The organism is Bradyrhizobium archetypum, assembly GCF_013114835.1.
Classification (GTDB): domain Bacteria; phylum Pseudomonadota; class Alphaproteobacteria; order Rhizobiales; family Xanthobacteraceae; genus Bradyrhizobium; species Bradyrhizobium archetypum.
In genome coordinates, this window is the sequence record NZ_JAAVLW010000001.1 from 101,361 (window position 1) to 125,875 (window position 24,515).

At 60.1% G+C, this 24,515-nt stretch carries 21 protein-coding genes and 4 pseudogenes; 9 read left to right on the forward strand and 16 right to left on the reverse strand.

The annotated features are described in order from the left end of the window. Nucleotide 1: 1 nt before the first annotated feature. Nucleotides 2-529, forward strand: coding sequence for an alkylhydroperoxidase, AhpD family (gene ahpD, locus HCN50_RS00405; protein ID WP_171707680.1), 528 nt, complete (start codon nt 2-4; stop codon nt 527-529). 231 nt (nt 530-760) lie between these two features. Here the strand turns inward: ahpD and HCN50_RS00410 are convergent, their stop codons facing one another. Genes HCN50_RS00410 through HCN50_RS00425 form a run of 4 tightly spaced genes read right to left on the reverse strand, consistent with a single transcriptional unit; the run spans nt 761 to nt 3,685 of the window. Beyond that, the gene (locus HCN50_RS00410; RefSeq protein WP_171707681.1) at nt 761-2,296 is read right to left on the reverse strand and encodes an E2 ligase fold family C protein; all 1,536 of its coding nucleotides are present in this window, start codon (nt 2,294-2,296) and stop codon (nt 761-763) included. A gap of 3 nt (nt 2,297-2,299) precedes the next feature. After that, the gene (locus tag HCN50_RS00415) at nt 2,300-2,788 is read right to left on the reverse strand and encodes a Mov34/MPN/PAD-1 family protein (RefSeq protein WP_171707682.1); all 489 of its coding nucleotides are present in this window, start codon (nt 2,786-2,788) and stop codon (nt 2,300-2,302) included. Next, nucleotides 2,785-3,402: a putative metal-binding protein gene (locus HCN50_RS00420; protein WP_171707683.1), complete on the reverse strand. Its 618-nt coding sequence runs from the start codon at nt 3,400-3,402 to the stop codon at nt 2,785-2,787. Before HCN50_RS00420 ends, HCN50_RS00415 begins: the two co-directional genes overlap by 4 nt. Then, the gene (locus HCN50_RS00425) at nt 3,395-3,685 is read right to left on the reverse strand and encodes a DUF2604 domain-containing protein (RefSeq protein WP_171580795.1); all 291 of its coding nucleotides are present in this window, start codon (nt 3,683-3,685) and stop codon (nt 3,395-3,397) included. The genes HCN50_RS00420 and HCN50_RS00425 overlap by 8 nt, the downstream gene beginning before the upstream one ends. Before the next feature lie 994 nt (nt 3,686-4,679). Here HCN50_RS00425 and nopM point away from each other — a divergent pair. Further along, a pseudogene (nopM, locus tag HCN50_RS34385) lies at nt 4,680-6,418 on the forward strand (T3SS effector NEL-type E3 ubiquitin ligase NopM). Nucleotides 6,419-7,033: 615 nt separating this feature from the next. On the opposite strand, the gene HCN50_RS00435 reads toward nopM, so the two are convergent. The 8 genes from HCN50_RS00435 to nifH all read right to left on the reverse strand — a co-directional run bounded on the left by HCN50_RS00435 (nt 7,034) and on the right by nifH (nt 14,874). Next, nucleotides 7,034-7,330, reverse strand: coding sequence for a ferredoxin family protein (locus tag HCN50_RS00435; protein WP_171707684.1), 297 nt, complete (start codon nt 7,328-7,330; stop codon nt 7,034-7,036). Between the two features lie 32 nt (nt 7,331-7,362). Beyond that, on the reverse strand, nt 7,363-8,670 hold the full coding sequence (locus HCN50_RS00440; RefSeq protein WP_171707685.1) for an FAD-dependent oxidoreductase: 1,308 nt from the start codon (nt 8,668-8,670) through the stop codon (nt 7,363-7,365). A gap of 10 nt (nt 8,671-8,680) precedes the next feature. Then, nucleotides 8,681-9,790: an electron transfer flavoprotein subunit alpha/FixB family protein gene (locus tag HCN50_RS00445; protein WP_171707686.1), complete on the reverse strand. Its 1,110-nt coding sequence runs from the start codon at nt 9,788-9,790 to the stop codon at nt 8,681-8,683. Nucleotides 9,791-10,730: 940 nt separating this feature from the next. After that, nucleotides 10,731-11,072, reverse strand: a complete 342-nt coding sequence (gene nifW, locus HCN50_RS00450; RefSeq protein ID WP_171707687.1) for a nitrogenase stabilizing/protective protein NifW — start codon at nt 11,070-11,072, stop codon at nt 10,731-10,733. A gap of 194 nt (nt 11,073-11,266) precedes the next feature. Continuing rightward, the gene (gene nifV / locus HCN50_RS00455; RefSeq protein ID WP_171707688.1) at nt 11,267-12,454 is read right to left on the reverse strand and encodes a homocitrate synthase; all 1,188 of its coding nucleotides are present in this window, start codon (nt 12,452-12,454) and stop codon (nt 11,267-11,269) included. Between the two features lie 173 nt (nt 12,455-12,627). Further along, nucleotides 12,628-13,122, reverse strand: coding sequence for a Fur family transcriptional regulator Irr (irr, locus tag HCN50_RS00460; protein ID WP_235976675.1), 495 nt, complete (start codon nt 13,120-13,122; stop codon nt 12,628-12,630). 22 nt (nt 13,123-13,144) lie between these two features. Continuing rightward, nucleotides 13,145-13,861 (reverse strand): nitrogen fixation protein NifQ, encoded by a 717-nt coding sequence (locus HCN50_RS00465; RefSeq protein WP_171707690.1) that lies wholly within the window; start codon nt 13,859-13,861, stop codon nt 13,145-13,147. Between the two features lie 128 nt (nt 13,862-13,989). Beyond that, on the reverse strand, nt 13,990-14,874 hold the full coding sequence (nifH, locus tag HCN50_RS00470) for a nitrogenase iron protein (protein WP_171707691.1): 885 nt from the start codon (nt 14,872-14,874) through the stop codon (nt 13,990-13,992). A gap of 420 nt (nt 14,875-15,294) precedes the next feature. Between nifH and HCN50_RS00475 the strand changes: the two are divergent. The 3 genes and pseudogenes from HCN50_RS00475 to HCN50_RS00485 all read left to right on the forward strand — a co-directional run. Continuing rightward, nucleotides 15,295-15,728 (forward strand): annotated as a pseudogene (locus HCN50_RS00475) (response regulator). Between the two features lie 9 nt (nt 15,729-15,737). Continuing rightward, a complete protein-coding gene (locus HCN50_RS00480; RefSeq protein WP_171707692.1) occupies nt 15,738-16,148 on the forward strand; it encodes an ArsC/Spx/MgsR family protein in 411 nt (136 codons plus the stop codon). Between the two features lie 376 nt (nt 16,149-16,524). Beyond that, nucleotides 16,525-16,730: pseudogene (locus HCN50_RS00485) on the forward strand (transposase); the annotation flags it as partial. 369 nt (nt 16,731-17,099) lie between these two features. Here HCN50_RS00485 and HCN50_RS00490 read toward each other — a convergent pair. The 3 genes from HCN50_RS00490 to HCN50_RS00500 all read right to left on the reverse strand — a co-directional run bounded on the left by HCN50_RS00490 (nt 17,100) and on the right by HCN50_RS00500 (nt 18,890). Further along, the gene (locus HCN50_RS00490; RefSeq protein ID WP_171708389.1) at nt 17,100-17,618 is read right to left on the reverse strand and encodes an Mpo1 family 2-hydroxy fatty acid dioxygenase; all 519 of its coding nucleotides are present in this window, start codon (nt 17,616-17,618) and stop codon (nt 17,100-17,102) included. A gap of 198 nt (nt 17,619-17,816) precedes the next feature. After that, nucleotides 17,817-18,008 (reverse strand): hypothetical protein, encoded by a 192-nt coding sequence (locus HCN50_RS00495; protein ID WP_171580784.1) that lies wholly within the window; start codon nt 18,006-18,008, stop codon nt 17,817-17,819. 462 nt (nt 18,009-18,470) lie between these two features. After that, nucleotides 18,471-18,890 carry an MFS transporter gene (locus HCN50_RS00500; RefSeq protein ID WP_210264731.1) on the reverse strand — a complete coding sequence of 140 codons (420 nt, stop codon included), beginning with the start codon at nt 18,888-18,890 and terminating at the stop codon, nt 18,471-18,473. A 723-nt stretch (nt 18,891-19,613) separates the two neighbouring features. Here HCN50_RS00500 and HCN50_RS33030 point away from each other — a divergent pair. Both HCN50_RS33030 and HCN50_RS00510 read left to right on the forward strand, forming a co-directional pair. Beyond that, a complete protein-coding gene (locus tag HCN50_RS33030) occupies nt 19,614-19,838 on the forward strand; it encodes a hypothetical protein (RefSeq protein ID WP_210264732.1) in 225 nt (74 codons plus the stop codon). Nucleotides 19,839-20,631: 793 nt separating this feature from the next. After that, on the forward strand, nt 20,632-22,236 hold the full coding sequence (locus HCN50_RS00510; RefSeq protein ID WP_171707693.1) for a S10 family peptidase: 1,605 nt from the start codon (nt 20,632-20,634) through the stop codon (nt 22,234-22,236). 88 nt (nt 22,237-22,324) lie between these two features. Here the strand turns inward: HCN50_RS00510 and HCN50_RS33275 are convergent. Further along, nucleotides 22,325-22,645 (reverse strand): annotated as a pseudogene (locus HCN50_RS33275) (transposase); the annotation flags it as partial. Between the two features lie 1,001 nt (nt 22,646-23,646). Here HCN50_RS33275 and HCN50_RS00515 point away from each other — a divergent pair. Beyond that, nucleotides 23,647-23,922, forward strand: coding sequence for a hypothetical protein (locus HCN50_RS00515; RefSeq protein ID WP_171580781.1), 276 nt, complete (start codon nt 23,647-23,649; stop codon nt 23,920-23,922). 357 nt (nt 23,923-24,279) lie between these two features. Further along, nucleotides 24,280-24,468 (forward strand): hypothetical protein, encoded by a 189-nt coding sequence (locus tag HCN50_RS00520; RefSeq protein ID WP_171707694.1) that lies wholly within the window; start codon nt 24,280-24,282, stop codon nt 24,466-24,468. Nucleotides 24,469-24,515 lie beyond the last annotated feature (47 nt).

Sequence of the window (24,515 nt, forward strand, 5' to 3'; positions counted from 1 at the left end):
CATGTCGATTGAACAGCTAAAGGACCAGACCCCCGATTTCGCCAAGGACGTCAGACTCAACTTGGCGTCGATGATGTCGGATGAGACGCTATCACCGCAGAGCAAATACGGGCTGTTGCTCGCCACCGCGATCGCGGCGCGCAATCCCGTGGTGATCGCCGCAGTGGAATCTGAGGCCGCCGTCGTAATGACGCCGGCCGCGGTCGCGGCGGCGAAATCCGCGGCCTCCATGATGGCGATGAACAACGTCTACTACCGCTTCGTTCACCTCGTCTCCAATCCGGAATACAAGACGATGCCGGCGCGGCTGCGCATGAACGTGATCGGCAATCCCGGCGTGGACAAAGCCGATTTCGAGCTGTGGTCGCTTGCGGTAAGCGCAATCAACGGCTGCGGTGCCTGCATGGACGCTCATGAGAAGGCGCTACGGGAAGCCGGCGTCAGCTCGGCTGCCATCCAAACCGCAGTCCGCTTTGCCGCGATCGTGCAGTCGGTTGCGGTTGCGATCGAAGCGGCCGGCACGGCGTGACCCCAGGCGGTGGAGTGATCCACCCCCTCCGCGCTCTTGTCGAGGGTATTCTGGATTCAAAATCCGGCTGATAATCCAACAATTTCAAGGCGCATTTGGAAAAAGGCGGCACCCTCAGCAATTTCACTAGCTTGGCAGCCGTCTCCAAATGAAAACAGCGCGTCCGGGCTGGAGCGCAGTTCGCGGCGCCTACCGTGAGACGAGGCCTTCCAATTAGGGATCAGATCGAAGTTAACGAGCTCTGCAGCTTGGGTACTTTCGTCGGTATGCAGCTAAGAAGTCTTCGTCGGCGCAGATGCACCGTCCCGACGTATCTTTCGCCTTGGGATCGTGAAGATGCGACGCGAGTGGACGAAGCAGGTTAATCCGTGTGCTTGTGGTCTGCAGGTTCAGAATCCCGGAAGCGTGTTTCACGAGATCCGCCGCCAACATTATGCCAGCGAGAGCCGACTGAAACGACAGCGGCACAACGGCTCTCACAGGCTGCGCTCCGTCCGTCAGGCGCATGACAATCCCCCCGCAGATTGCCCGCTGGTGAAACGATCGGACGGACTGGCCGACAAATTCTTTAAGGGCTTCAGACGAGATGTCGAAGGCCTTGGCGACACGCTCGACGAAACCTACATCCACCGCCCTGTTCGTCTGAAGGAGATCCCGGATCTCCTGTTGCGCCTCCGGCATCTTCAGCTCCTCAGCCATCTTCTCGTCCTCGTCCTTTATCTTCTCGTGAGGCAAGTAAAGGCAGGCCAGACATGCTCGGCCGTCATCAAAGCCATGGCGCGACACTCCAAGATCAAGCTCCTGTGTCCAGGCGTTTACGATCCATTTCGGCGACGCCCCCTGCACAGCGATGCGGTCCGGAGCGTTGTCCAATGCGACAGCGACTCTTTCGAACATCCAATCCTTACGGTTGCTCACATAGCCGTCCCATTTGGCACGATGCGCCGACACTTTCAGCGCCGTGTCAGCGAGCGCGGCACGCGCCAGATCCACTTTTGGTGAGCCAACATCGCATTGGCCGGCCAGCACGTAGCGCTGCAGATTCGAGAGGTCGACGTCTTCGTCGTCCACCAGACGGAGCGATCCCTTAAGGCTCGCCGTGCGAGCCAAAGCCCAAATCGCGCCATTGCCGATCGCGCCGAGCCCGACAAGGTGAGTCTCGCCGATATCCGTTCCTTCCAAACCCTGATCGGAGTCACGGGTACCCTGGGCGTAGGTCAGCATTGAGAAATCGATAAGTTCGTCAGCGTCTCCCCGCTCCAGCTGGTCGGCAAATACCGTCCGAAAGACGTTGGCTGCGGCGAAGCATGACGCAGCTCCCGCGCCAAAGGGATTCATTGACTTGCCGGAGCCAACCAGACCACGGCTCGAAAGCTTGGCTCTCCATCCCTCCGAGCCGATGAAGAAGGTCGGACAGTTAGTGCGTGACGCACTGCTTCCCACGACCACGGAAACCGTGACGGCCTTCCTGGTCTTGGCGAGCTCGATCTCAGGATTTGTGGACTTCGCCAGGAACTCCAGGATTGGAACATGATCCTTCGCCTTTGCATCGAGCGGCCGCAGCGCGATCGTCGGATAAAGGCGCGACGACAGCCTGATGATCATATCCAGGCTGGCCCTGCCTTCTGGCGACTGCACGGCTGCGCCGTCGAAAGACACCCCAATCACTTGCGCGGCAAGCCTGTCCTCGAACGCCGACATCTTGAAATTGGTCAGCACCCGCGACGCCGCCGACGCCGCACGGTCCATGAAGTTGGCCATGGCCATCGTTCAATCCTTGATTAAAATCATCCGCGTAACCTGGCCAACCGACAGGGGGCGCCACACTCCAGCCCCGTCAAGCCGGTACGATGCTACGTTCTTGAGATCGAAAGGCACTCGCGCGAAGTCCGGCACGACCAAAGACAAGCACCCCACCGTCGTGGCGATTGCGTACTCGTCGTCCGTGCTGGAATGATACGCTCGGCCCGGATGACTGTGTATCTGGGCAATGAGCGCAAGCTTCTCCCGGTACAGCCACACATTTATGCGATGCAGCTCTTCAGCTCCTGTCACAACGCACACCCCGTCGGCAGTACGTATGTGGCGCTGGACAGGAATGAGCGTCCTATGGACCTGAAAATGGTGCGCCGTCTGACGGCCTACCCAAAGGCCGAGACCTTCATGCCCTTCACGCCCCACTTTCCGCAAATGGGCATGGAGTTCGTCCACGCAGCCACGCGGTACCGAGAGGGACGTAACGTCCGCGATCTGATTCATTCCGGTACGGCCAGCAATGACGGCAGCACGTTCACCGCCGGGATCTGGACCTGCACCTGGTAATGCTCGATCGGTGACACCCCGTGGTGCCAGATCTTTTCGAGGATAAAAGCTAAGGATCCTTCGCCAGAGCTTCGATGCATCAGCCATGAATCACCCGTGTGAGCGGGATTGTCGTGGTATTCGCGAATGCCGGGAAGACAAATAAATGGCCGATCATCAGGGCTGTTGTACTGAATCATGTTTGTCACTTGCACCCCGCCCTGCTGGGCGAGCGCCAGAATGGTTTCGGGAGTTGCGCCGGGGATTGCCGCACGGCGAAGAATTTGCACCTGGAGCAATTTGGCGGGTATCGGTTCGCGCGTGAAAGGATCCACGAAACTGACGGAGGGCGGCCGCAGATCATAATCCGTAAAATTCAGCACGATGGCAGCGACGATCGGAGGCGGTCTCGGCTTAGTCGCCGCGAAAACCACGAAGATCTCCGGAAACTCTGCGTCAAGCAGGATCCAGCCCCTCTTGCGATAGGCCGATTCCATGCTCCGATAGTTTGCAAGCTCCCGCTCGAACTTTACGCGCGAGACCTCGGGATCGACAGTTTGGAGATCAGCCACCGGCCACGCCAGCCTTGAGACTCAGGAACAGCGTCACTTCCTTGCCAAATCCAAACTCGCCTACCTTCTTGTCCGGATCCAACAGCTCGCCCGCTTCGTTCTTGATCTCCCAATTCTCGGGCGGCTGAGCCAGGTTCTTGGTCTCCTCCAGCGCCTTTTGGCGCACCACATGCAGCGGCTGCTGCTCTACGGCCTTAATGACGACAGGCTGACCGTTCACGATCATCGTGAATTCGACGAAATCCGTGCCCTGATCACTTCCCGGCTTCTTCTCATTCTTCATTTTTGGTCCTTTTTTGTGTGGGCGACGCTTGGAATCGATGCTGCCGATCGTATGCAGGGGACGACGTGTTAAAAAAGCGAGCGTGCCACAAGACGCAATCGAAAAGCCTTCATTTGACGCGTGCGTACGCAGTTTTTAGGCGTTAGCGCTCTTTCGTCCACATCTCCGACCCGTTGCGGCTTGAGCCGCCCAGACCGGCGGCCCGCCAGTGAGCAACGTCCGGAATACGTCTTCGCCACACTGGCGCGTGAGGCTCAAGCTGGACAACCGATGCCTCGTGCCCTTCAACGGCTTTGCCGAATGCGCCCCAAGCGAACCCCGAAACGAAGAAGGATGTCGTCTGGTTCGCGCTAAACGAGGATCGGCCGCTCTGTGCCTGCGCTGGCATCGGGACCGAGTTCAAGCCGACCGCGGCACCATCACCTCGTTTACGCTTTCTGATGACGGCCCCGAACGCGAGTTGTCGAGCCTAACCAACGCAGGAGCGGCTTAGGCATAGAACCCCAGCGCGGCGCTGGTGCGTTATCTCAACGGCGGGCAGTGGAGCCTTTTCGGCCGAGTACGTGAAAACGAAGAGCGTCAAGCGCGCCGAAAGCCCCAAGTTCGCGACGGCCCTCTCACATGTCAAGGCAATCGGTGCCAAGCTGTTGCGAAGCTTGACCGGTTCACCCGCAAGCTGGACTTGCTTGGCCGCTGGTGGCAAACCGGACCACCTGGGGTGTTCTGCAGCGACACTCGTCAGCTGATCGACAGGTAGGCCTGCTAAGTGCAGTGACGGTCCTCCGGACTTTTCTGGTCACGAGATGGCAGAAAGCTCGCAGCAGTATCGATCCATTTGCCGCGGTTGGGCTCGTGTGAACCTGTACCGGCTCGTGTCGGTCGGGAGCCGCAGCGCACGTGCACAGGCTCTCGAATGACAATTGCGCTGCGCAGCCACTGCTTCGCGACCTTAAGAAGCGGGGGGTGTATTCTTGTTCTGACGACGGAGAAATTGATGAACACAGGACAGGCACAGTGGAGTGCAGGTTCTTCCTCGGCCCCTTCTGAAGAGGGGGAGCAGGAAGGCCACCTCGGCGGCCTCAGCCGAGCCCTGGCGGATTGGGTCGAAGTCTTGACAGGATATCGGACCCCAGCCTCCGCGCGCGCGCAGATCCTGGAAAACTGGGTTGCCGAAGAGGGGCAGGGCGAAGCGGAGAATCGGCAACAGGGGCGCACACGAATTAGGGTATCGGACAACACGGGCTCGCATTCGGTAGATTTGTCATCCCTCTCCCTGACCGCTTTGCCCGCCGCCCTGCCGCCAAGGTTGCTGGAACTGCGCGCCAGGCACAACGAGCTAAGCAGCCTGCCCGCTAGGCTCCCACCCGGTCTCCAGCATCTTCTCATTAGCCATAACCGGTTGACCAGTTTGCCAGACGCTCTTCCGGCGACCCTCTCTCGGCTGGAGGTGGCCGATAACAGATTGATCAGTCTGCCGGCCAACCTTCCGGCTCGGCTCGAGATCCTGAACGCAAACGACAACCGACTAATTAGCCTGCCCGACGCTCTCCCGAGCAGGCTCACCTCGCTCGCGGTTAGTGGCAATCAGCTGACCGACCTCCCCGAGTCCCTCCCATCGGGGCTCATTGAACTCGATCTCAGCAGCAATCAATTGGCTAACCTCCCCGCCCCCTTCCGAGCACGCTCCAATCGCTCAATCTCAGCGGTAACCGGCTGACCAGCCTGCCTGAGGGTCTTTTTGAGGGTCTTCTACCGAGTCTTAGCTACCCGCATCTGGAAAACCTCGAGTTCGGGGATAACCCGCTGCCGGACGACGTCCTCGCTAATCTGGCGGCGGCAGAAGCGCCACCGCAGCTTGCGCAGCAATCTCTATATGAGGCTGCCGCGCACTGGCTCGGAGACGACCCGGCGGCGCTGGCCGAATGGCAGCACTTTGGGGATGAGCCAGGCGCCCAGGACTACGCAGGGTTCCTAGAGAGGCTACGAGGGACCGTAAACTACGGCAATGACGAGTTTCGGCACGCAGTGGCTGATAATCTGCGGCAGGCGGCGGCCGACCCGAGATTGCGCGAGCAGTTTTTTGCACAAGCTTCCGAGGCCAACGCGAGCTGCGAGGATCGTGTTACCTTGCACTGGAACGGTATGCAGACCGCGCGCCTCAACGCAGACGTCGAGGACGGGGTATATGACGATCGCCTTGGCGAACTGATCCAGCGCGGCCGTATTGCGTTTCGCTTGGAGGCGCTGGACGAGATCGCGCGTGACAGAGTCAACTCGCTCGTCAGCGACGACCCGAACGCAGACGACATCGAAGTCTACCTGGCCTATCAACATCTGCTGCGGGAGCCGCTGGAGCTCAGTCACGTCGCCCCTGACATGCGCTTCCTGGCGGTCTCTCACGTAAGCGAGGATGATGCGGCGCAGGCGCTGGACCTGGTCCGGGAGCGGGAAGCGAACCAGTTCAGCGACTACATGGCAACCCGCTGGCAACCCTGGGAGACGGTGCTGAGGCGCATCGCTCCGGACGAACATGCAGCGATGCAAGACCGGCTGGTCGAAGCCATGGGCGAAGAGTTTCAAAGCCGCCTGGATCAGCGACTGGCCGAGCATGGTCTGCTAGGCGACGCGGATGCCGAGCGGGTGCTCGGAGCCCAGGTTCGAAACGAGATCGCTGGCGAGATCAAACGCGAGGTCATGCACCGTCTGTTCGCAGACCGCGGCCTAGAACAATGAGACTTCCCAAGAGTCCCGCAGAAATATTTATCATTGCTCTGTGGCGCTAACTAAAGATCGATCGTGAGGGATCGCCCATCGCTGCCAAGGTGCCTTTGCACCTTGGAAAGCGTGCTGCCGTCGATCAGGCCCTTTCGGTCTTGCCGAGCCAGGAAAACTCCCGCGCGCGAGGCCAACGCGCAGTTCGCTACCGGTCTGGCAAGCCAACTCGGCAATGAAGATGAAGATGCCGCAGACCTCAGCGCTCTTGCCTTCGTGCCGCGTTGGTTATCTGCGTTCGGTCGAAAGCCGCTTCGGGAGGAGAGCTCCGTCGGTCGAAAAGTCGTTGAGGAGACCAAAGGCACGCAGCGGTGAAACTATCGTTTCCAGCGGCGCTGTGCTGCCACCACCTCGGTTCGATGACGCAGGTACATGGTTCAACGCTCGACAGCTTGTCAAAAAAGCTGGAAAATCTGATTGCGAGGCAAAGCTCCCGCGACCCTTTCGTACGCCGGGCACGTCACCAGCTACCGCCATTTGATACGGCCTCTCCGCACAAGCAGGGCGCGGAGACATGCATCTGCCGTGAGATCGTCTCAATAAAAGGGCGATCACACTGCGCCTGCCGTGCAGCTCTCATCCGAACTTGAACAACACACCGTATCCGCCACGCGGATAGCTCCATTCGATGTCGCCGGTGGGCTCGCCGATAACGCGGCAGGTGCCGCACTCGATGCAGCCGTCGACGGTGACCTCGACCCGCCCCTTATCGTTGAGCTCATAGCAGCGCGCCGGGCAGACCTTTAAAAGTGCAAGCAGCTGCGGGGATGGCTTCGTGTGTGCGCGCACCTTGATGTGGGGACGACCGACGTCGACGAGATAGCGGTTGTAGAACAGCTTGTCCTCGACACGCACTGATGTCTCGACATTCATATTTCAGCTTCCTTGGCTTCGATTTTGACTGGTTAGCGCCAGGCACGGGCGATGCGGAATGCATCGCCAAATAGACCGGTCCAGGACCGCGCGTTGACAAAGGATTTTAATGTCACCTTCTCTTTCTCAGCCTTCGGCGTACCGTCGACGCGTACATAGTTCTGCATCGCCCTGGAGACGAGCTGCGGATAGGTGAGAAAGAAGTTTTGCGAGTTGGTATGCATCAGCATCGGCATATCCTTGTGCTTCTTGAGATCCTTAATCACGAAGGAGTCGTCCAGCATCTTCTTGTAGACTGACAGATTTGCCGCGGTCATAGGTTGGCGGTGCGATTTCACCTGGACGATCGCTTCCGCCGCGATGCGGCCCGAAGTCATCGCGAGGTTAGAGCCCTCGCGATGAATGGCGTTGTTGAGCTGCGCCGCATCGCCGACCACCACCCAGCCATCGCCATAGAGCTGCGGGATCGCCTTGTAGCCGCCTTCAGGAATGAGGTGCGCGGAATATTCCTTGACCTCCGAGCCCTCGATCAGGGGCGCAACGGACGGGTGACACTTGAAGCGGTCGAGCAGCCCATATGGCGTCTCTCCGGTGCGCTGAAAGTCGGCGACGATACAGCCGATGCCGATCGAGATGCACTCCTTATTGGCATAGATGAAGCCCATTCCGGTCATGCCACGGGAAATGGTGCCGGCCGCTTCGACAACGAGGCCTTCGTCGCCCTTGAGATTGAAATGGGCCTCGATGGTCTCACGCGGCAAAAAGTGCATTTCCTTAACCGCGAGTGCCACCTTGTCGGGCTTGGGCCTCTGGCGCAGGCGCGCACGCGTACCGAGAAGGCCATTCACGCCTTCGGCCAGCACCACGACATCTGCGTGGATTTCGCCGTCGCGGCGATCAGTACGAACACCGATGACTTTCCCATGGGCGTCCCGCGCGAGCTCAGTGACCGTGGTCTCGCACAGCACGGTCGCGCCGGCCTCGCGCACTTTCGAGGAGAACCATTTATCGAACTGCGCGCGGATGATCGTGTACCGGTTCGGCCGCTCCTCGTTGAAGTCTTCGGAGCGGTAGTGCACGCCGAAATGGGAGCGATCGTCCATTATCCAGAACCGTTGCTCGACGAGATGACGTTCGAGCGGCGCGTCATCGCGGAAGTCCGGGATCAGCTTTTCGAGCATGTCGGCATAGAGGATTGCGCCCTGGACATTCTTCGATCCGGCATATTCACCGCGCTCCAGCTGCAGCACCTTCATGCCGCGTTTAGCCATAGTTAGCGCCGCCGCGTTGCCCGACATGCCGGCGCCGACCACGATTGCATCGAACTTCTCCTCGATCACAACAACCTCCTTAGCTCGCGATCCGGTCGCGCGAATGCGGCGAAAGCCGTGCACGAAATGCGGCCGTCAGCGCCGGTAACAAGTGCATAGCGTCGTTGACGACGCCGATGTGGGCAAAATCAAAGATTGGCGCGTTCTTATCGGTATTGATGGCGACGATCAGATCAGCGCCCTCCACGCCGACCCGATGCTGGATCGCGCCGGAAATGCCTGCGGCGATATAGAGCTTTGGCCGGATGGTCTTTCCCGTCTGCCCGATCTGCCGGTCGGAGGTGACCCAGCCCTTTTGTACCAGCGGACGCGAACAGCCATATTCGGCGCCGAGCACGGCGGCGAGCTGCCGTACCAGCTGGAAACTCTCCGGCGAACCCAACCCCAGCCCGCCGGCGACGACGACGTCGGCATAGGCGAGATTGGATTTGGCCGAATCACGGTCTGGCACAAAGGACAGCACCTTGGTCACGATGTCTTCTTCGAGCAGGCGGAGCGGATGGATGATAATGCGGGCGGCATCGCGCTCGACACGCTCTGGCATCGGCATCACGCGCGGGCGGACGGTTGCCATCTGCGGCCGGTAATTCAAAGTGTAGATCGTGCAAAGCAGCGATCCGCCAAAAGTCGGACGCGTGGCGGCAAGCGAACCATCCGCGTCGACGTCGAGCTCTGTGCAGTCGGCGGTGAGACCCGTCAGTAGTGTGGTGGCTACCGAGCCTGCAAGATCGCGACCCAGCGTGGTGGCGCCCAACAGCAGGATCTCTGGCTTGTAGGTGTTGACGAGATCGGTCAGCGCCTTGGTGTAGGACTCGTTTCGATACTCCGACAGCACATTCTCGGTCACGAGATAGGTTAAGTCGGCGCCGTAGCAGAAGGATTCGAGCGCGGCCTTGCGTGTAGTCTCGGCCTCCGGGCCGATGACGACCGCGGCGAGATCAACCTTCAGCTTGTCGGCAAGCTTGCGGCCTGCACCCATGAGTTCCCAGGAGACGGGATGCACCTGGCCGCGCTCCTGCTCGACGAAGACCCAGATGTGCTTGTAGGCCTTAAAGTGCTCGGGCAATTCTTTTTTGATTCCTGCGCGGCCGCCCGCGGCCGGCGTGGGAGCTTTGGTGATGTTGCTCATAGGTTTGAATTCCCCTTAGAACCTGCGCGCCTGCGCCACAAGATCGGTCTTTCAGCTTGGGTTGGTCCTTCAAGTGGCTTTCATCAGCACCTCCGTCGGCTGCTTGGCGGCTTCCACCAGCCTCGCCTTCTCGGCGCGTAGCGACGGCGCAAAAGCTGACGATGGTCGGCGAGCCGGGCATTTCGAGACGCCTCGACGCGGCCTCCCGCGCGCTCCACTTCACAGCCGGCCCCACCGCCGCGCGCCGGCCGTCGGCCACCACGGCGCGGCAAATCTGGCTGGTTTGCTTCTGCCACGGTTGACCAGATAGAGCAGCCTTGTGCGCCGCCGCGTTCGGCGGAGCACTCCGCATCGACCATAGTGAGCGCGGTGATCTCGCCGCCGAACTTGTCACGCAATTAGTCCACGGCCTCGCCTTGGCGCCCCTCTGAATTGGGAACCTGCTTGGTGCAAACGATATTTTGCATATCTTCTCCAGACTAGCGTAGATCGCGAGTTACCCATTGGCGGTCATCTCCCGGTCAATCCCAGCCTCAATGGCGTCAAGGGCAACTTCGAACGGCATTAACACGAGCGTGAGCCATAAGAGGATGCCGGCGCGAACGGCGAGCAGTAACGGCAACATGATTGGTGTCTTGCTCCAAATCTCATCTCGGACGGCAACATCCTGTGTAGTCGGCGCCAATGAGCGGACTTGGCCGGAGAACAGCAAGTGTCGTACCAGTTGGGGACAATCAAGAATTGGACGTGCAATCAACGACTTGAGAGAGGTCATAAAGACCGGCCGTTAGCATCGCCGATCCTACAATTCCGACATACGTCGCGAATGCGACAGCGCCGCTTCGCGCATTACTGTACAGAGTTGATCTGGATGAAGAGGAATATGGCACAACGCGCTGGACCGACTTGGCTTGGGGCAGATCTGAACTGATATGTGAGGCTATTTCAGCGAGCTTAACAGCACGAACGCCGCCGGTTTCTTGGGCTCCGCGACCGCATCCTTCAACACCTTGAACACCCGCTGGTCGATTGGCGAGGACGCCACGAAGTCGGCATAAGCCTGCTCCAGCACTGCCTTGCACCGCGCCGTTACCTCGGCCTCCGCGCTACCTTCGAATTCTTCCTTGGCGAGATATTGTCCCATGCGCTTTAAGATATGCAGGCGCGCGACATTGACGATCTTCGGATCGTAATCGACCCCAAGCAGCGCAAAAAAATCTTCGGCCGAGGAGGCCTTGTTGAGCCGATCCAGGATTCCGACTGCCGCCTGTGTGTTGCTCATCGAATTATCTCCTTTGGGTTAGATCGCCGGCCTGTGGTCGGGACCCGACACCGGCTCGTACCTTGCGACGCAGCTTCTCGCAGGCGGCGATGCATATGGCCTCCAGGCTATGTCTTCGCGGATCGGCGAGGGCTTCCGCGGCAGGTCGGCGGTTTCGAAGTGATTGGCGGTAATGATGCCGGACCACGGCCGCCTCACGCACCATTGGTCAACGAGCGCTCGCAGACGTCGCGCCAGATCGCCACCACCGTCTCGCACGCGACCGGCCGCTTGTGCTCGATCGCATGTTTTCGCACTCGCGACAGGATCTGTCTTGCCTCCTCGGCGCTGGCGGCGAGCTGCAATTCGTTAAGTAGCGCGGTGATCGACGACAGCCCGGAATGCTTGCCGATCACAATACGGTTGGAGCGACCAAGCAAATGGGGGTCGAGCGACTGATACGTGCGTTGATCCTTCATTAGGCCATGGACATGAATGCCGGATTCATGGGTGAACACATGCTCACCGACGATCGCCTTGTTCAGAGGAATCGTGCGTGTGGCCGCGGCTGCCACCACCGCGGCGACGTTCTCCAGCTCCGGCAGCACGATGCCGGTGTCGCGCCCGTAGAGCTGTTTGAGCGCGACCGCGACTTCTTCCAGCGGCGCATTGCCGGCCCGCTCGCCGAGGCCGATGACGGTCACCGAGGCATGGCTCGCGCCGGCCTTGATGGCGGCGAGCGTATTGGCGGTCGCGAGCCCGAGATCATCATGGCCGTGAAATTCGAGCTCGAGATCGGTGGTCGCGCGCAAACGAGCGATCAGCGCATAGGTGGAGTCGGGATCAAGCACGCTGAGCGTATCGGCAATACGAAAGCGCCGTGCGCCCGCGGCTTTTGCGGTGGCGATCAGCGTGATGAGAAAATCGACATCTGCGCGAGACGAGTCCTCGCCGCCGACGGCAACCTCAACTCCCCGCTCGCGGGCATAACTGACCACCCGTCTCACCTTCTCCAGCGCCAGTTCGCGGTCACCGCCAAGCTTGGCGGCAATCTGCACGTCAGAGGCCGGAATCGAGACGTTGACCATCGACACCTTGGCCTCGATTGCCGCATCGACGTCGACTTCACGCATCCGGCACCAGCCGATGCTGGTGAGCGGGAGACCGGCCTCGACCACGGCGCGGATAGCCGCGATTTCCTCGCTGCCCATGGCAGGCGTGCCCACTTCGATCTCGAGGACGCCGGCCCGCGCCAGGGCCTGCGCGATCGCCACCTTTTCATCAGAGGTGAAGGCAACGCCAGGCGCTTGTTCGCCGTCGCGCAGCGTCGTGTCGTTGAGCACGATTGGACTTCCCCATGCCCTCTCTGACCATAACGGTTTGGCAGAGGTGGCGGCGATCATGTGAGGCTCCTTGTTCTTGGCAAAGCAAGGCTTCAGCAACCCGCATGCCACGCCGGCACCACCTCCCAAGCTATTGAACAAGCGCGCAGTTTTCGGCACAGCCGGATTGTCGCAAACGCGACAGCCTCGCAAAGTCGACGCTTCGGCTTACCTCACGGCGCGATGGTATGGCATCAACTCCGCTTGCGGCTCAGATGGATGATCAGATCGACGCAGGAGACTTCGTGGCCTGGCAGCGGCTCGGGCACATTCACAAGCAGGAGATCCGCATCGGGAATATCGAGCAGGATATCCTCGCCGTGCAGATAATAATGCGGATGCGGCGAGGTGTTAGTGTCGTATAACGATCGAGACCCATCAAGACAAATCCGGCGCAACAGGCCGGCTTGCGTGAGCTGGTTCAAACTGTTGTAGACGGTAGACGGTGAGATCGGAAACCCGGTCTCGCGCGCCTCGGCAAATAGCATCTCTGCGGTGACATGCCGGGCGCCCCTGGCAAACAACAGCTCGCTTAAGATCAGGCGCCGGCGCGTCGGTCGCAGCCCGGCCTTGAGCAACACATCCTTCCAGCCCGCGTCGGGAGATCGCCCGCTGAGATGGGCAGAGGCCAGTTCCACCTGCACCTCGTCAAAGTCCGTGCGATCGCCGGCGTCCGGAAGTCTGGCCAACGGCCGATCCATCCGATGTCGCTCACATCGGCCAGGTGCCGGCGGCGACCGGGACAGCCGCCTGCAGCAGAACGTCGCGCCGACGCTCGGCCATCCGGCTCTCGCCGCTTTCATCGCCGAAGCAGAGGTTGAAGTCGTTGCATTGCGTGCACACCGGCGTCGTGCACATGACAAGGCCGTCGTCCTCGCACAGCGTGCGATAAAAGAAGCGCTTCCATCGCATATTATTGGTATTGCGCGCGGCCAGCGGCGCGAAATGGCGGCCTAGCAGCCGGGATAGTTCGCCACGACCGCGCAAACCGAGATCTTCCCACAAGTGATTTGGCTCGATCGCGCGACGCGCGATCATCGCAGCTAGCCAGTTGCCGATGTCCCCTTCGGTCGAGCGTTGTGCGAGCAGGAGATCACGCAGCATTGCCGTCTCCTCGCTCTCATTGCGCTTGACACGCAAAAGCAACTCCTCGGCGTTTATCCGGATCGACGGGAAGTACTGCTCCAGCAACGCGGCCAGCTCATGGCTGGACAGACCGACCTTCTCTGACACCAGACCACCATCCATCGTGGCGGCCGCCAGAATAGAAGCCAGCACGTGGCGATCGAAATTGCTGTCACTGTTTATGTCAGCATCTGCTGGGTCCGCCCCAGTGAGCAGGCGGTAGGTCGCAATTCCCCTATGCCGCTCATCGTTCGCTTCAGTCGCTCTGGCGGCCATAAGCGGAAAGAATTGCGCTTCGGACATGGATTGCTGACCTTTCCACAGTGATCACGTATGCTCCGCTGCGTCGTGATGCTGGTCACTACATCTTACGCCGGAGCGCCGACCTTCTTATTGAGCATTGGGAAGGCCGGCCTCCGTCGGCGTGTCCTTTACTCGGCTGCGAGTTCGGCTGCGGTCTTGCCGATGATGGTCTCGTCAACCGGCTTCATGATGCCGTGCTCCATCAGCATGTCCTCGAGCTCATCCATGGAGATCGGGGTCGGGATGATGCCCTTGCCGCCATTGTTGTGGATCTTGGTCGCGAGATTGCGATAGTGATCGGCCTGCTGGGATTCTGGCGCATACTCCAGCACGGTCATGCGGCGCAGCTCCGCATGCTGCACGACGTTGTCGCGCGGCACGAAATAGATCAGCTGGGTGCCGAGCTTCTTGGCCAGCGCCTCCGCCAGTTCCAGTTCCTTGTCGGTCTGCCGCTCGTTGCAGATCAGGCCGCCGAGCCGCACGCCGCCAGAGTTGGCATATTTCAGAATGCCCTTGGAAATGTTGTTGGCGGCATACATTGCCATCATCTCGCCAGACATAACGATGTAGATCTCCTGCGCCTTATTCTCGCGGATCGGCATCGCAAAACCGCCGCAGACGACGTCGCCGAGCACATCGTAGGAGACGTAGTCAATGTTCTCATAGGCGCCGTTCTCTTCCAGGAAGTTGATCGAGGTGATGACGCCGCGGCCGGCGCAGCCGACGCCCGGCTCCGGACCACCCGACTCGACGCAGCGGATGTCCTGATAGCCGATCTTCATCACATCCTCGATTTCTAGGTCCTCGACGCTGCCGGCATTCGCCGCCAAGCTCAGAATCGTGTCCTGCGCCTTGGCGTGCAGGATCAGGCGGGTCGAGTCGGCCTTGGGATCGCAGCCAACGATTAGGATCTTGTGGCCCATCTCGGCCAGCGCCGCCAGCGTGTTCTGCGAGGTGGTCGACTTGCCGATGCCGCCCTTGCCGTAGAACGCGATTTGTCTCAGTGAAGCCATGTTGCTCTCCATCAACCAATTTGCCAAAGATTGCGCGCTGACTCGCGCGCGAGCTTGTTTCTCTCTCAGAAACGAGGCACACGGGTTCAAGGGAAGGAGAGCAGCGCTCGTCTTGCGCGTCTGCGTGCACTCAGCCCTCACTCAGTGTTGCTGCATCCTGATAGCAACCGCCGTGCCAACCCTGTCCACGCTCTTTAAGTTTCTGATTACACTTGGAGAAATTCGCGAGCCGGTGGATGAAACCAGGTGTTTTGAACGTGACAGGATTCGTGCCGCTGTCAGAAGCCGGACAAGGATCGCTAGCATCAAATGGGAAAACGCCGGCTTTGCGCGGGCCATTTAATGCATTCATGCACGGAACGGAAATTGCTAACGCTCTTGCAAGCCGCTTTGTCGGAGCGAATTTTCAGGAGAGCAACAGTGCAGATTGGTGTCGAAACGTCGAAAGCAGTGGACCAGCGACGGGTGTTCGTGGTCGACGATGACGAGATCGCCCGCGCGGCTTTGCAATTCATGCTGCATGACGAGATCGAGACGCACGAGCTTGCAACCCCCAAAAGAGGCCTTTGCCAGCGGCATCGATTGTTAAAACTGCATGTGGCGTTGCTCGGAGCCTCTTATTTTAAGCAAGGGGGCCGCAGCTGATCGGCGAATTGGCGGCCCATGTTCCCGACGCTCAGATGCTGATCATCTGCGACAAATCCGACGAGGCCAACTCGGTCGAAACCATCAAAGCCGGCGCACACGGCGTTCTGGTCAAGCCGCTGACCTTGGAAGTCATTCGCAAGAAGATCGATACCATTCTCGAACGCGGCGGCGTCACGCCGATCGTGCAGCTCAGCGTCCTCAAATAGGCACGCGCCATGGCGACGATCATTTTCTATCACAAACCCGGCTGCGCCACCAACGAGCGCCGGATGCAGGCGAAGGCCGCGGGCCACCACGTGATTGCCAAGGATATCTTGAAGGAGCCGTGGCGTGCGGAGGAACTGCGCCGCTTCTTCGGCAATACGCCGGTCGCATCCTGGTTCAACTGCGCCGCGCGGCGCATCAAGTCAGGCGAAATCGATCCCGACATGAGCGACGCGGCGAGCGCACTCGCGCTGATGCTGAGTGATCCGCACCTGATCAGGCGCCCGCTGATCAACGCCGATGGCGCAAGATGTGCCGGATTCGATCATGGGCCCGTGCTGTCGCTGGTTGGGCGGAGCATGCAAGATGATCTCGAGCGATGCTCGCGCGAGGGAACCGGGGGACACGGCTCCAGCGGGTGAGCTGCAGAGCGCGTAGTTCCACCGAGAGGGAAGGAACGAAGTTTCCTCCGCTCCCCATTCTTGACGGGCCCGAGGACCACAGCTCGCTGAAGGCGGTCAGGGCTCTACACGCTTGTACATTTGGGAGACTCAACGGCACTTCGGGGTCCACCAGTGGTCTTGCCCCTGGAACGAGCAGGTCTCATGACGCGGCAACCCGGCTCGCGCGCAGCAACGAAATGCTGGTCGCTCCTGAGCAGCTATCCCTCTTGGAAATGCCAAACCAACCAGTCAAGACCTCTGTGTCGAGGAACCAGTCTAGCAGGTTTTGAAAAAGGCGCTCGCCGCCGACCGGCGAGCGGGATTCATTGCCTTCGATGAGATACGGAGATCGTGCATGCGCGGCGGCGACAATCGCACCGGCGAGCTGTTCAGCTACGTTGACCTGGAGCCGCGGGCGCCGAGAGATCACCGCTGCGATCATCCATCGTGAGCGAGGCGCTGTCGGCGCTTTAGCGCGAGCTTGCCGCGCTCCATTCGCCGATTGGGCGGCCGTTGATCCCGCCGGAGAAACTGCTGCGTGCTGTGCTGTTGCAGGCGTTCTGATAGGCGTCCTATTCCCTTCTGCGAGGTGTCCCAACTAGCACAGCACTCTGCGGTGGAGAAATGCGCGCATCGGCCTGCCTTTCTGCTCGATAAACCTCCGTACGCAATATGATACGAACCCCCTCGGCCTTATCGGAATGAGATCGGCGCGTCACGTGATCGGCGATAAATTCCAGCACTGCAGCGCCCAATCTCGGCAACTCGGCCGGCCACCTCAAGCCGCCGAGCGCGGCGGCCTCTGATCGCCGACAAGAGTTCGAGAACCTGTTTCAGCGGGATCGCTTCGCCGCTGAGCATGAAGCGATGTCCAGCCCGTCCGCGTCTCACGGCAACGATAAGACCTTCGGCAATGTTGCATACATCGGTTCACGACGAACTCAAAGGGCCTTGCTGACGCTCGTCGATGATGATGGCGAGATCGCGCCGAAATCCGAGCACGATAAACAATTTCGCCATTACGAACATCGGTCCGAGCAACAGATGGATCGGATTGTCGACCAGTGCCGGTCGGCGACGTTCGAACACCTGGTGCCCAATAACCTGCGATGCACTGCCAATCACAATCAGGACAGCGGTAAGCGACCACATTCCGACAGTATTTGCCTGAGCCACGATAATGGCGGCAGCTGAAAGCAATACGATCGCAGCCCCAAGGATCGCGGCTCCAAGCGCGAAGTCGAGCAGGAACCAATAGATGAGCACCGGTATGGTAGCGATGGCCGCCACACTGGTTTGGATCCCGAACGCTGCGATCGGCCATCGGCTGAGCGGAAGAACGGCAGCCAGGAACAGGAACACGATGCCGAAGACATGCATGGCGCAATTCCAGGGGGCGCGATGATACTGAACATAATCGGCAAGCTGCCGCTGAAAAAATGAACTCATGCGGCGCTCGCTTCGCCTGTTGCATCGGCAGGCTCGGCAAAGCTCATCAGGCGATCTGCTAGTCTCCGTCGTCGGACACGTCGCGGTCTCATTCAAAGCGCGGCCACATGAATGTTCGCTGCTCGTCGCAGCGCCCGACGCCGCCGCCAGCATCGAATCGTGCGCCCAATTCAGCGACTAACAGACTACAAGGCTGCATCATGAACAGGTATCCGAAATGACCGCGCGATGCGCCGAATTTTTCTCGCAGGTGTACCATTCAGCCTCATCGTTGAGACCGCAGTTGATCCCGCCGGTCTTTAAAATCTCCGCGTTTTGCATTCGGGTCCGCGGCCGCCACGCGAGCAGCGCCGCAGTTGGCAAATCGCGACGGACAGCGAAATCGATCATCGGATCTATCCTTGGTCGTCGGCAACTCTTGCTTCTATTCGTGCGCTGCGGTCTGTCGCATTGACATGCATCAACCGACGGCCATTATTCCATAGAGACGCTTCGCAAACGCTCGCACCTGCGCGCCGTGTACGTGACTCCAAAGTTACTGGGTCCGTTATCGAGAGACACCCAGAATTTGTGGCACGCTCTTCTATGGCGGATTAGAGCCAATTCGGAATCCGGCGATGCGCGCCGCGAAGCGATTCAGCTGGCGCCGCCTCAAACCAGGCGCGCGAGCCAGATGAAATGCTCGATATGCGGGCGCCTAGAACTGGGGCGTCAGCGACGACCGCAGTGTCGTCATTAAGATTCCTTATCGCCTGCACTACCTGCGGGAATGGACCGATGCGGCATGACGAACAGCGATGCCTGCTCCGCGGCCAGGTCAGCGTCATCGCGATCGCCATAAGTTCGAGCGAATTAGGGTGATGAAGAAGCCCCAACGTGCAGCCAGCCAATGCGGTCATCGCTGTCGAAGCCGGCAAATTCGCCGATGCTGAATTTCGCGTGAAAGCCGAACATCAGCGGACGCTTCGCTGCACGTTCCAATTCGACCGCATTGACATTCTCAGGGACATCGATCGAGCCGAGCGAGGCGCCGAAGGCAACCAGCGCGGCCTCAAGCTCGAGAGGCGTACTGGCAACCGCGAGCCACGGCAGGATGAGCGCAATTCCGAAGCCGCCGATCAGGATGATCGGCTTGCTGCCGTAGCGCGCGCACAGCAAATCGCTGAAAAGCATCGAGACGACCAAGCCGACGCCCAGGCAGAGCAGCAGAAAACCGAGAACTCCATCATCGACCGCCAACCGCCCCCGCGCGAACGGCACCAGCGGCACCAAGGCCGCAATGCCGAAGCCGGCGACAAAAATGCAAGGCGCGTAGCGAGCCGGGCGGCCAGGCGATCGACGCACATCGTCGGGAAACCCATGAGCACAAGTTGGTAGTTTCGTGTTCTGACACGCAAAGGACACAACGGCGTAGCGTGAGCGGCTGCGACCGCAGTTGCAGCCGATCGAACATGCTGTTTCATGTCGCCTCACAGCAAATTGGCGGAGCGGCTGGACAGCACAGAGAAAGTGCCGAGTCCGCCCCTACAGCACCGCCCGCCGGTGATGGTGCCCCGAATGAAGCAAGCGGCGTGCCGATTTTGAAAATTGGAGGATCTACAGTCGCTTCGAACTTTGTGTGTGTGCGGCGTCACGTCGCGGGACATTGGTCTCAAAGCTGACAAACGGGAGCTCTCGTTCAGTGCGCCCGAAGGGTATCACTATCAGCGGTGTGTGATCACGTCGGGGTTGTCGACCACAATGTCGAGCAACGTGTCCTCGACCATGCGGCAACCCACGCCATTGATCCGGACGCGGCGGGCATCGCCGGACCGGGATACAACCCAATCACCGACCCTAAGGTCTAGCCGTGGAAATAGGTGCCGGTCTCCGGCTCATCCTTGAAGGCGGTCTCGCCCTTCTTGAGCACCAGGTCGACGGTGCCGTGCCAGACCGATTCCTTGATCGCGCCGGTCGACAGGATGAGCCCCCCTTGGTCTTCTCGGCTCGATGTAGATGCCGGCCAAGACCTTTGTTGTTCAGCAGCTCGATGCTGCACAGATCGCGATAGACCTCAACAGCTCGGCCTTCTGGTCCTCCGACTTCGAGTGCCGTTCCATCGTCGAAACGCGTACCATCCCTTCCCTCTCCTCCTACTCTTTCAGGATGTCTTCCATCGTGCGGGCGTTGGCGGGGAGCCTTTCGGCACCCCCTTGCGCCGATACTGGCCCCAATCTTTGAGATTACCGGACGTGATGGGGTCTATCACTTATCCAGCTCATCAAGCTTTGGCCGTAAGACGTTCGGCCAGCTTGGTGTCGATGGTGACGCTCATACCCACCTGTTTCCGAGCCAGCGGGAGCGTGCGATTCAGCGGGCATAAAACGGGCCGCCTGCGTTGCCACAAGCGGCCCGAAGTCTAGGGAGGAAACGCCCAAGGAGGGCAGGATGCAGCCTAGGACGATCGCCATCGGCAGCTCAATTGAACGCAGGTAATCGTCGAGCGTCCAAAAGGTACGACGGAACGATACGAAGGTTTATGTCGAGATCGCCAAGGGAAACGCCAAATCGTCGCTCGCCGCCGGCATCGGCCACCATATGCCCCACCTTTCGCGTTTGATGCGGAACGATACAGACCGCGATCAACGACTTGGACGCTAGGGTCGCCTGAGCTGGCATGCTCTGCGAGCGCCTCCTGTGCCTTGTGCTGAGGATTATGTTTTGGGCGTGGACCTTTTGGATCCCGTAGGATTCGTTCCAGTGCTGATTGACATGCCACTCGCGGGGGGCACAGGAATTGGTGCCCGTCAGCAGCACGGAAAGCACGACCGAACTCCTCGCCCAACTCACGTCGAAGATCATCCGGCGGGAGGGATCCAGGCAGGTTTCTGCCGCCGACAGGAAGGACCCGGCATAGCGAATGCTACCGAACTTAGTAGGTTCGTTGTTCCCCGACTATCAGCTAAGTGAGTAGAGCCGTTTTTGGCAGACACGCCTCGTGCGCGCAAAGTGCGGCCGGACCGGGAGAAACTCCATGCTGTTTGATTTGACCGCGCTGCGCCGCACCTCTCATGCGCTAGCCCTATTTGCCTGCGCCGTAATGGGCAGCGCCCGGGCCGACGACCCGCCGCCGCGCCCCGACGCCACGATGCAGGCCGGCCAGAAGGGCGGGCCCGGCGTGCGCAGCGGCAGCACGCCGAGTTCCCCAGCGTCCGCCGAGCAGCGTCGCCTGCCGCCGGATTCCACCACCAAACAGACGCTGGAGCTGCCCGGGCGGACGCTTCGTTTCATCGCGACTGCGGGCTCGATCCGCGTGTTCGACGACAAGGGCGAGCCGCAGGCCGACATCGCCTACACCTCCTATCAGCTCGACGGCACAGATCGCGCCACCCGTCCGGTGACGTTCCTCTTCAATGGCGGCCCCGGCTCATCCTCGGCTTGGCTGCAGTTCGGCAGTGCCGGGCCCTGGCGGCTGCCGATCGATGCGGAGACCGTCACGCCGTCGGCTTCGCCGGAGGTCAGGCCCAACGCCGAGACCTGGCTCGATTTTACCGACCTCGTGTTCATCGATCCCGTCAGCACCGGCTATAGCCGTTTCGTGGCGACGGGGGAGAATGTGCGCAAGCGGTTCTATTCGGTCGATGGCGATGCCAGTTCGATCGCGCTTGTGATCCGCCGCTGGCTCGAAAAGCATGAGCGGCTCTCCTCGCCGAAATATGTCGCGGGCGAAAGCTATGGCGGCATTCGCGGACCGAAGGTCGTGCGCAATCTGCAGATGCAGCAGGGCGTCGGCGTGAAGGGCCTGATCCTGGTCTCGCCGCTGTTCGACTACCGCGAGTCTAGAGACACGAGCCTTCTGCGATATGTCGCGACGCTGCCGAGCTATGTCGCGGTAGCCCGCGAAGCCAAGGGCGAAGGCAGGGGAGCAGTCAAACGCGCGGATTTCACCGACGTCGAAGCTTACGCGCGTGGCGAATTCTTGGCCGACCTCATCAAGGGCGAGGCAGACAAGGAGGCCACCAACCGTCTCGCCGACAAGGTCGCCGCCTTGACCGGCATCGACCAGGCCGTAAGCCGACGGCTTGCCGGGCGCTTTGGCATCAGCGAATTCCGCCGAGAGTTCGATCGCAAGAGCGGCAAGGTGACCGGCGGTTATGACGCCTCGGCACGCGGCCTCGATCCCTATCCGGACTCCGATGGCCACCGCTTCGGCGATCCCTCGGGCGATGCGCTGGCGGCGCCGCTGGCGAGTGCCGCCGTCGATGTCCTGACGCGCAAGCTCAACTGGCGCCCGGACGGCTCCTATGAACTGCTCAACCGCGCGGTGAGGCCGGATTGGAATTTCGGCAACGGCACCCCCCCGGAATCGCTGTCGGAGCTGCGCCAGATCCTTGCGACGGACCCGAAGATGAACGTGCTGGTCGGACACGGCCTATTCGATCTTGTCACGCCCTATTTCGGCTCCAAGCTTGCGCTCGATCAGTTGCCGCCCTTTGCCTCGGCGCCGCGGATCAAACTCGTGGTCTATCCGGGCGGCCACATGTTCTATTCACGCGACGCCTCGCGCCAGGCTTTTCGCGCAGAGGTCGAAACGATGATCAAGTACGGGTGTGTGCTCATCGATCCGGCGGCGAACTAAGTCACAAGCAGGTCCGCGTTCGCGCGCGTATAGTAGATCAAGCGTTTCTTAGTGCTAGACCGCGACTGGCACCCTACTCCACGGACGATAGATAATAGACACTGCTACGGCTGATCTTCAAAACTTCCCTGTGTTTCGTGATCGGCAGGTGGTGCCCACCGTCAACCATCGCTTTACGCTTAGCAGCCGGGCTTCGCTGAGCGCGCCTTCCTGAAAAATCGTTCTCCAGTCTCAGCTGCCCGATTTTGGCGTGCAGCGTCTCCACGTCCATCGCGCGTGCGCTCGTTCTGTTGCCAATGTCAGCACCAACTACCTGGGCTCCACTTCCTGAAGCTGGACTTCCATCGCGTGATCTGGTTCGGGTGCACGTCGAAATCAGCTGGGTCAGCTTCATCCCGCCTTTGATCAGGGCTAACGCTACCTTAGCCTTGAATGCCGGTGCGTGGTGCCGGCTCGCTCCTGCTCATCGTCTTTCCTGATTCGCGGGACAATCTTGCCTGCCGTCAAGCAGCAACTCCACTTTCAGGGCCAGCTCTCTCCTATCATGCAAGACTATATGTATCTAATTCGTGTGGTAGCGTGTTGCTATCTCAGGTATCGGATCTTCATCGACTGGCCCAACTCGAGGGGAGGACTTGACTTCTTTGCCAAAGCTCTGTCGGTCGAATGACGAATTGACATCAGCCCGCTAGTGCCGCTGCAGTGCTCTCTGACCCTCTGCGCTAGAAGGCCACCATTGATTTCCACTGTGCCCTTTTCGCGACCGCCTGGCCACCCGTCCGGCAGCACCCGCTTCGCGAGCCGGCTCGATGACCTCGGCCGCCAAACGCGCTGATGTTCATTGGACCGCCGTACACTTGTCGCTTAACGGCCCCGCTCCTCGACCTCACTTAATCCAAGATGCATAGCTATGTTCTAGGGGCAAGCGGCGGGCATCTTCGATGAGATTGGCGGCGGCGAAATGTCCCCCAGCGCAGAGCAGTCATTGATGGGCGTCGACCGGGATGCCGGCACCGCATTCGGCGTTGTCACCAGAGTGCTGTGTACGGTCTTAGATCGGGTTTGCCCAGCTCTTAAGTCATCGCCTCAAGCCAGATTGATTTACCGCAAGGCGCCGTCCGCAAGACATCCATATTAACTTCTGCAATGTGGAGGCGAAGTGGCCTCGCAGGCCATAGGCCTCCGGCCTTCCCCTCAGACATACAATCTAGCAGTTCGTGGAGTTCGATTGTTACAATGTACGCCGAAGCTTGACGTCAATGCTCCTACTTCCGGCCCTGGCTATAAGAAAGGGATGGCATGGGTTGACCACGCAACGCAATTTGCCGGCGAGAGCTGCGATGTATTGACCCTGCCCGGCGTAGGCCCGCAGCAGTTTGGTTCTCGGGCTGGCCCAGCGAATGGACCGTGATGCCCCTGCAATTCCATCGTGCCGTCGAAGACATGGACATATGGAGCGCAAGCAGCGACCACTATTCGTTCGTGATCAGCTTCCAGAGCCCCGCCGGTCCTAGCTTTCGCGGAAGGTTGGGCTACGTCGCGTCGTGGCGTCCGCTTCACCAGGGCCGTGGCGCGATCAGGGTTCTCGGCACGCCCCTCCAAAGCTTCGCTGAGGCCGAGGACGCCTGCAACAACATGCTGAAGTACCTGGAGGACGACACTGATTCCGTTCCCCAGCAGAGTTGAAGCTTCGCTAAAATGCCGCAACGCTCCACGTACCGCCCAGGATATCCGCTACGATCAACTTGCAGCGCTCAACCAGCCCTCGGTCGAGGGTGCAATCTCCGACAAGGGGGACAGAATAGCCATCTGAACTTTGCCATTGGCCGCCATTACGCGGAAGATTAGGAACGCCGCATGCAGGCGCTGACGAAGCTCGCTCGCGCCGTCGAGCCTGCGGAGGGACCGCCGCGGATCCACATAGAAAAGATCAACGGGCCGTTTCTCTCTCCATGATAAGGAGGACGCCGACCGAGTAGGCATTCATGGTCAGCACTCGGGCAGGCAGAGAGGTTCGCGGACAAACCCGGAAAGACAACGCCAATGAGGCAGCTCGAACGCATGGTAGATGCGGTGAATAAGATCAAGAACCGTCACCGCCAAGCCGCCGATCTCGAAGCTGAGCGCGCGCTGAACCGTCTGAAGACCGTTGACCCAGCGCAATATAGGGAATTCATTCGTAAACACGAGACGGACGGCTCTAGCGGAGATGGCGGTCAGGCGAACGGCTGATCAGCCCACCAGGGACAAACCATGGCCTCCTGCTCTGGCTCAGGTTT

What these genes read in the sequence shown, in the direction of transcription:
- ahpD (WP_171707680.1), top strand. Translation starts at nt 2, where the DNA reads ATGTCGATTGAACAGCTAAAGGACCAGACCCCCGATTTCGCCAAGGAC.
- HCN50_RS00410 (WP_171707681.1), bottom strand. Translation starts at nt 2,296, where the DNA reads ATGGCCATGGCCAACTTCATGGACCGTGCGGCGTCGGCGGCGTCGCGG.
- HCN50_RS00415 (WP_171707682.1), bottom strand. Translation starts at nt 2,788, where the DNA reads ATGAATCAGATCGCGGACGTTACGTCCCTCTCGGTACCGCGTGGCTGC.
- HCN50_RS00425 (WP_171580795.1), bottom strand. Translation starts at nt 3,685, where the DNA reads ATGAAGAATGAGAAGAAGCCGGGAAGTGATCAGGGCACGGATTTCGTC.
- HCN50_RS00435 (WP_171707684.1), bottom strand. Translation starts at nt 7,330, where the DNA reads ATGAATGTCGAGACATCAGTGCGTGTCGAGGACAAGCTGTTCTACAAC.
- HCN50_RS00445 (WP_171707686.1), bottom strand. Translation starts at nt 9,790, where the DNA reads ATGAGCAACATCACCAAAGCTCCCACGCCGGCCGCGGGCGGCCGCGCA.
- nifW (WP_171707687.1), bottom strand. Translation starts at nt 11,072, where the DNA reads ATGAGCAACACACAGGCGGCAGTCGGAATCCTGGATCGGCTCAACAAG.
- nifV (WP_171707688.1), bottom strand. Translation starts at nt 12,454, where the DNA reads ATGATCGCCGCCACCTCTGCCAAACCGTTATGGTCAGAGAGGGCATGG.
- HCN50_RS00465 (WP_171707690.1), bottom strand. Translation starts at nt 13,861, where the DNA reads ATGTCCGAAGCGCAATTCTTTCCGCTTATGGCCGCCAGAGCGACTGAA.
- nifH (WP_171707691.1), bottom strand. Translation starts at nt 14,874, where the DNA reads ATGGCTTCACTGAGACAAATCGCGTTCTACGGCAAGGGCGGCATCGGC.
- HCN50_RS00480 (WP_171707692.1), top strand. Translation starts at nt 15,738, where the DNA reads ATGGCGACGATCATTTTCTATCACAAACCCGGCTGCGCCACCAACGAG.
- HCN50_RS00490 (WP_171708389.1), bottom strand. Translation starts at nt 17,618, where the DNA reads ATGAGTTCATTTTTTCAGCGGCAGCTTGCCGATTATGTTCAGTATCAT.
- HCN50_RS00495 (WP_171580784.1), bottom strand. Translation starts at nt 18,008, where the DNA reads ATGATCGATTTCGCTGTCCGTCGCGATTTGCCAACTGCGGCGCTGCTC.
- HCN50_RS33030 (WP_210264732.1), top strand. Translation starts at nt 19,614, where the DNA reads ATGCCGGCCAAGACCTTTGTTGTTCAGCAGCTCGATGCTGCACAGATC.
- HCN50_RS00510 (WP_171707693.1), top strand. Translation starts at nt 20,632, where the DNA reads ATGCTGTTTGATTTGACCGCGCTGCGCCGCACCTCTCATGCGCTAGCC.
- HCN50_RS00515 (WP_171580781.1), top strand. Translation starts at nt 23,647, where the DNA reads ATGCCCCTGCAATTCCATCGTGCCGTCGAAGACATGGACATATGGAGC.
- HCN50_RS00520 (WP_171707694.1), top strand. Translation starts at nt 24,280, where the DNA reads ATGAGGCAGCTCGAACGCATGGTAGATGCGGTGAATAAGATCAAGAAC.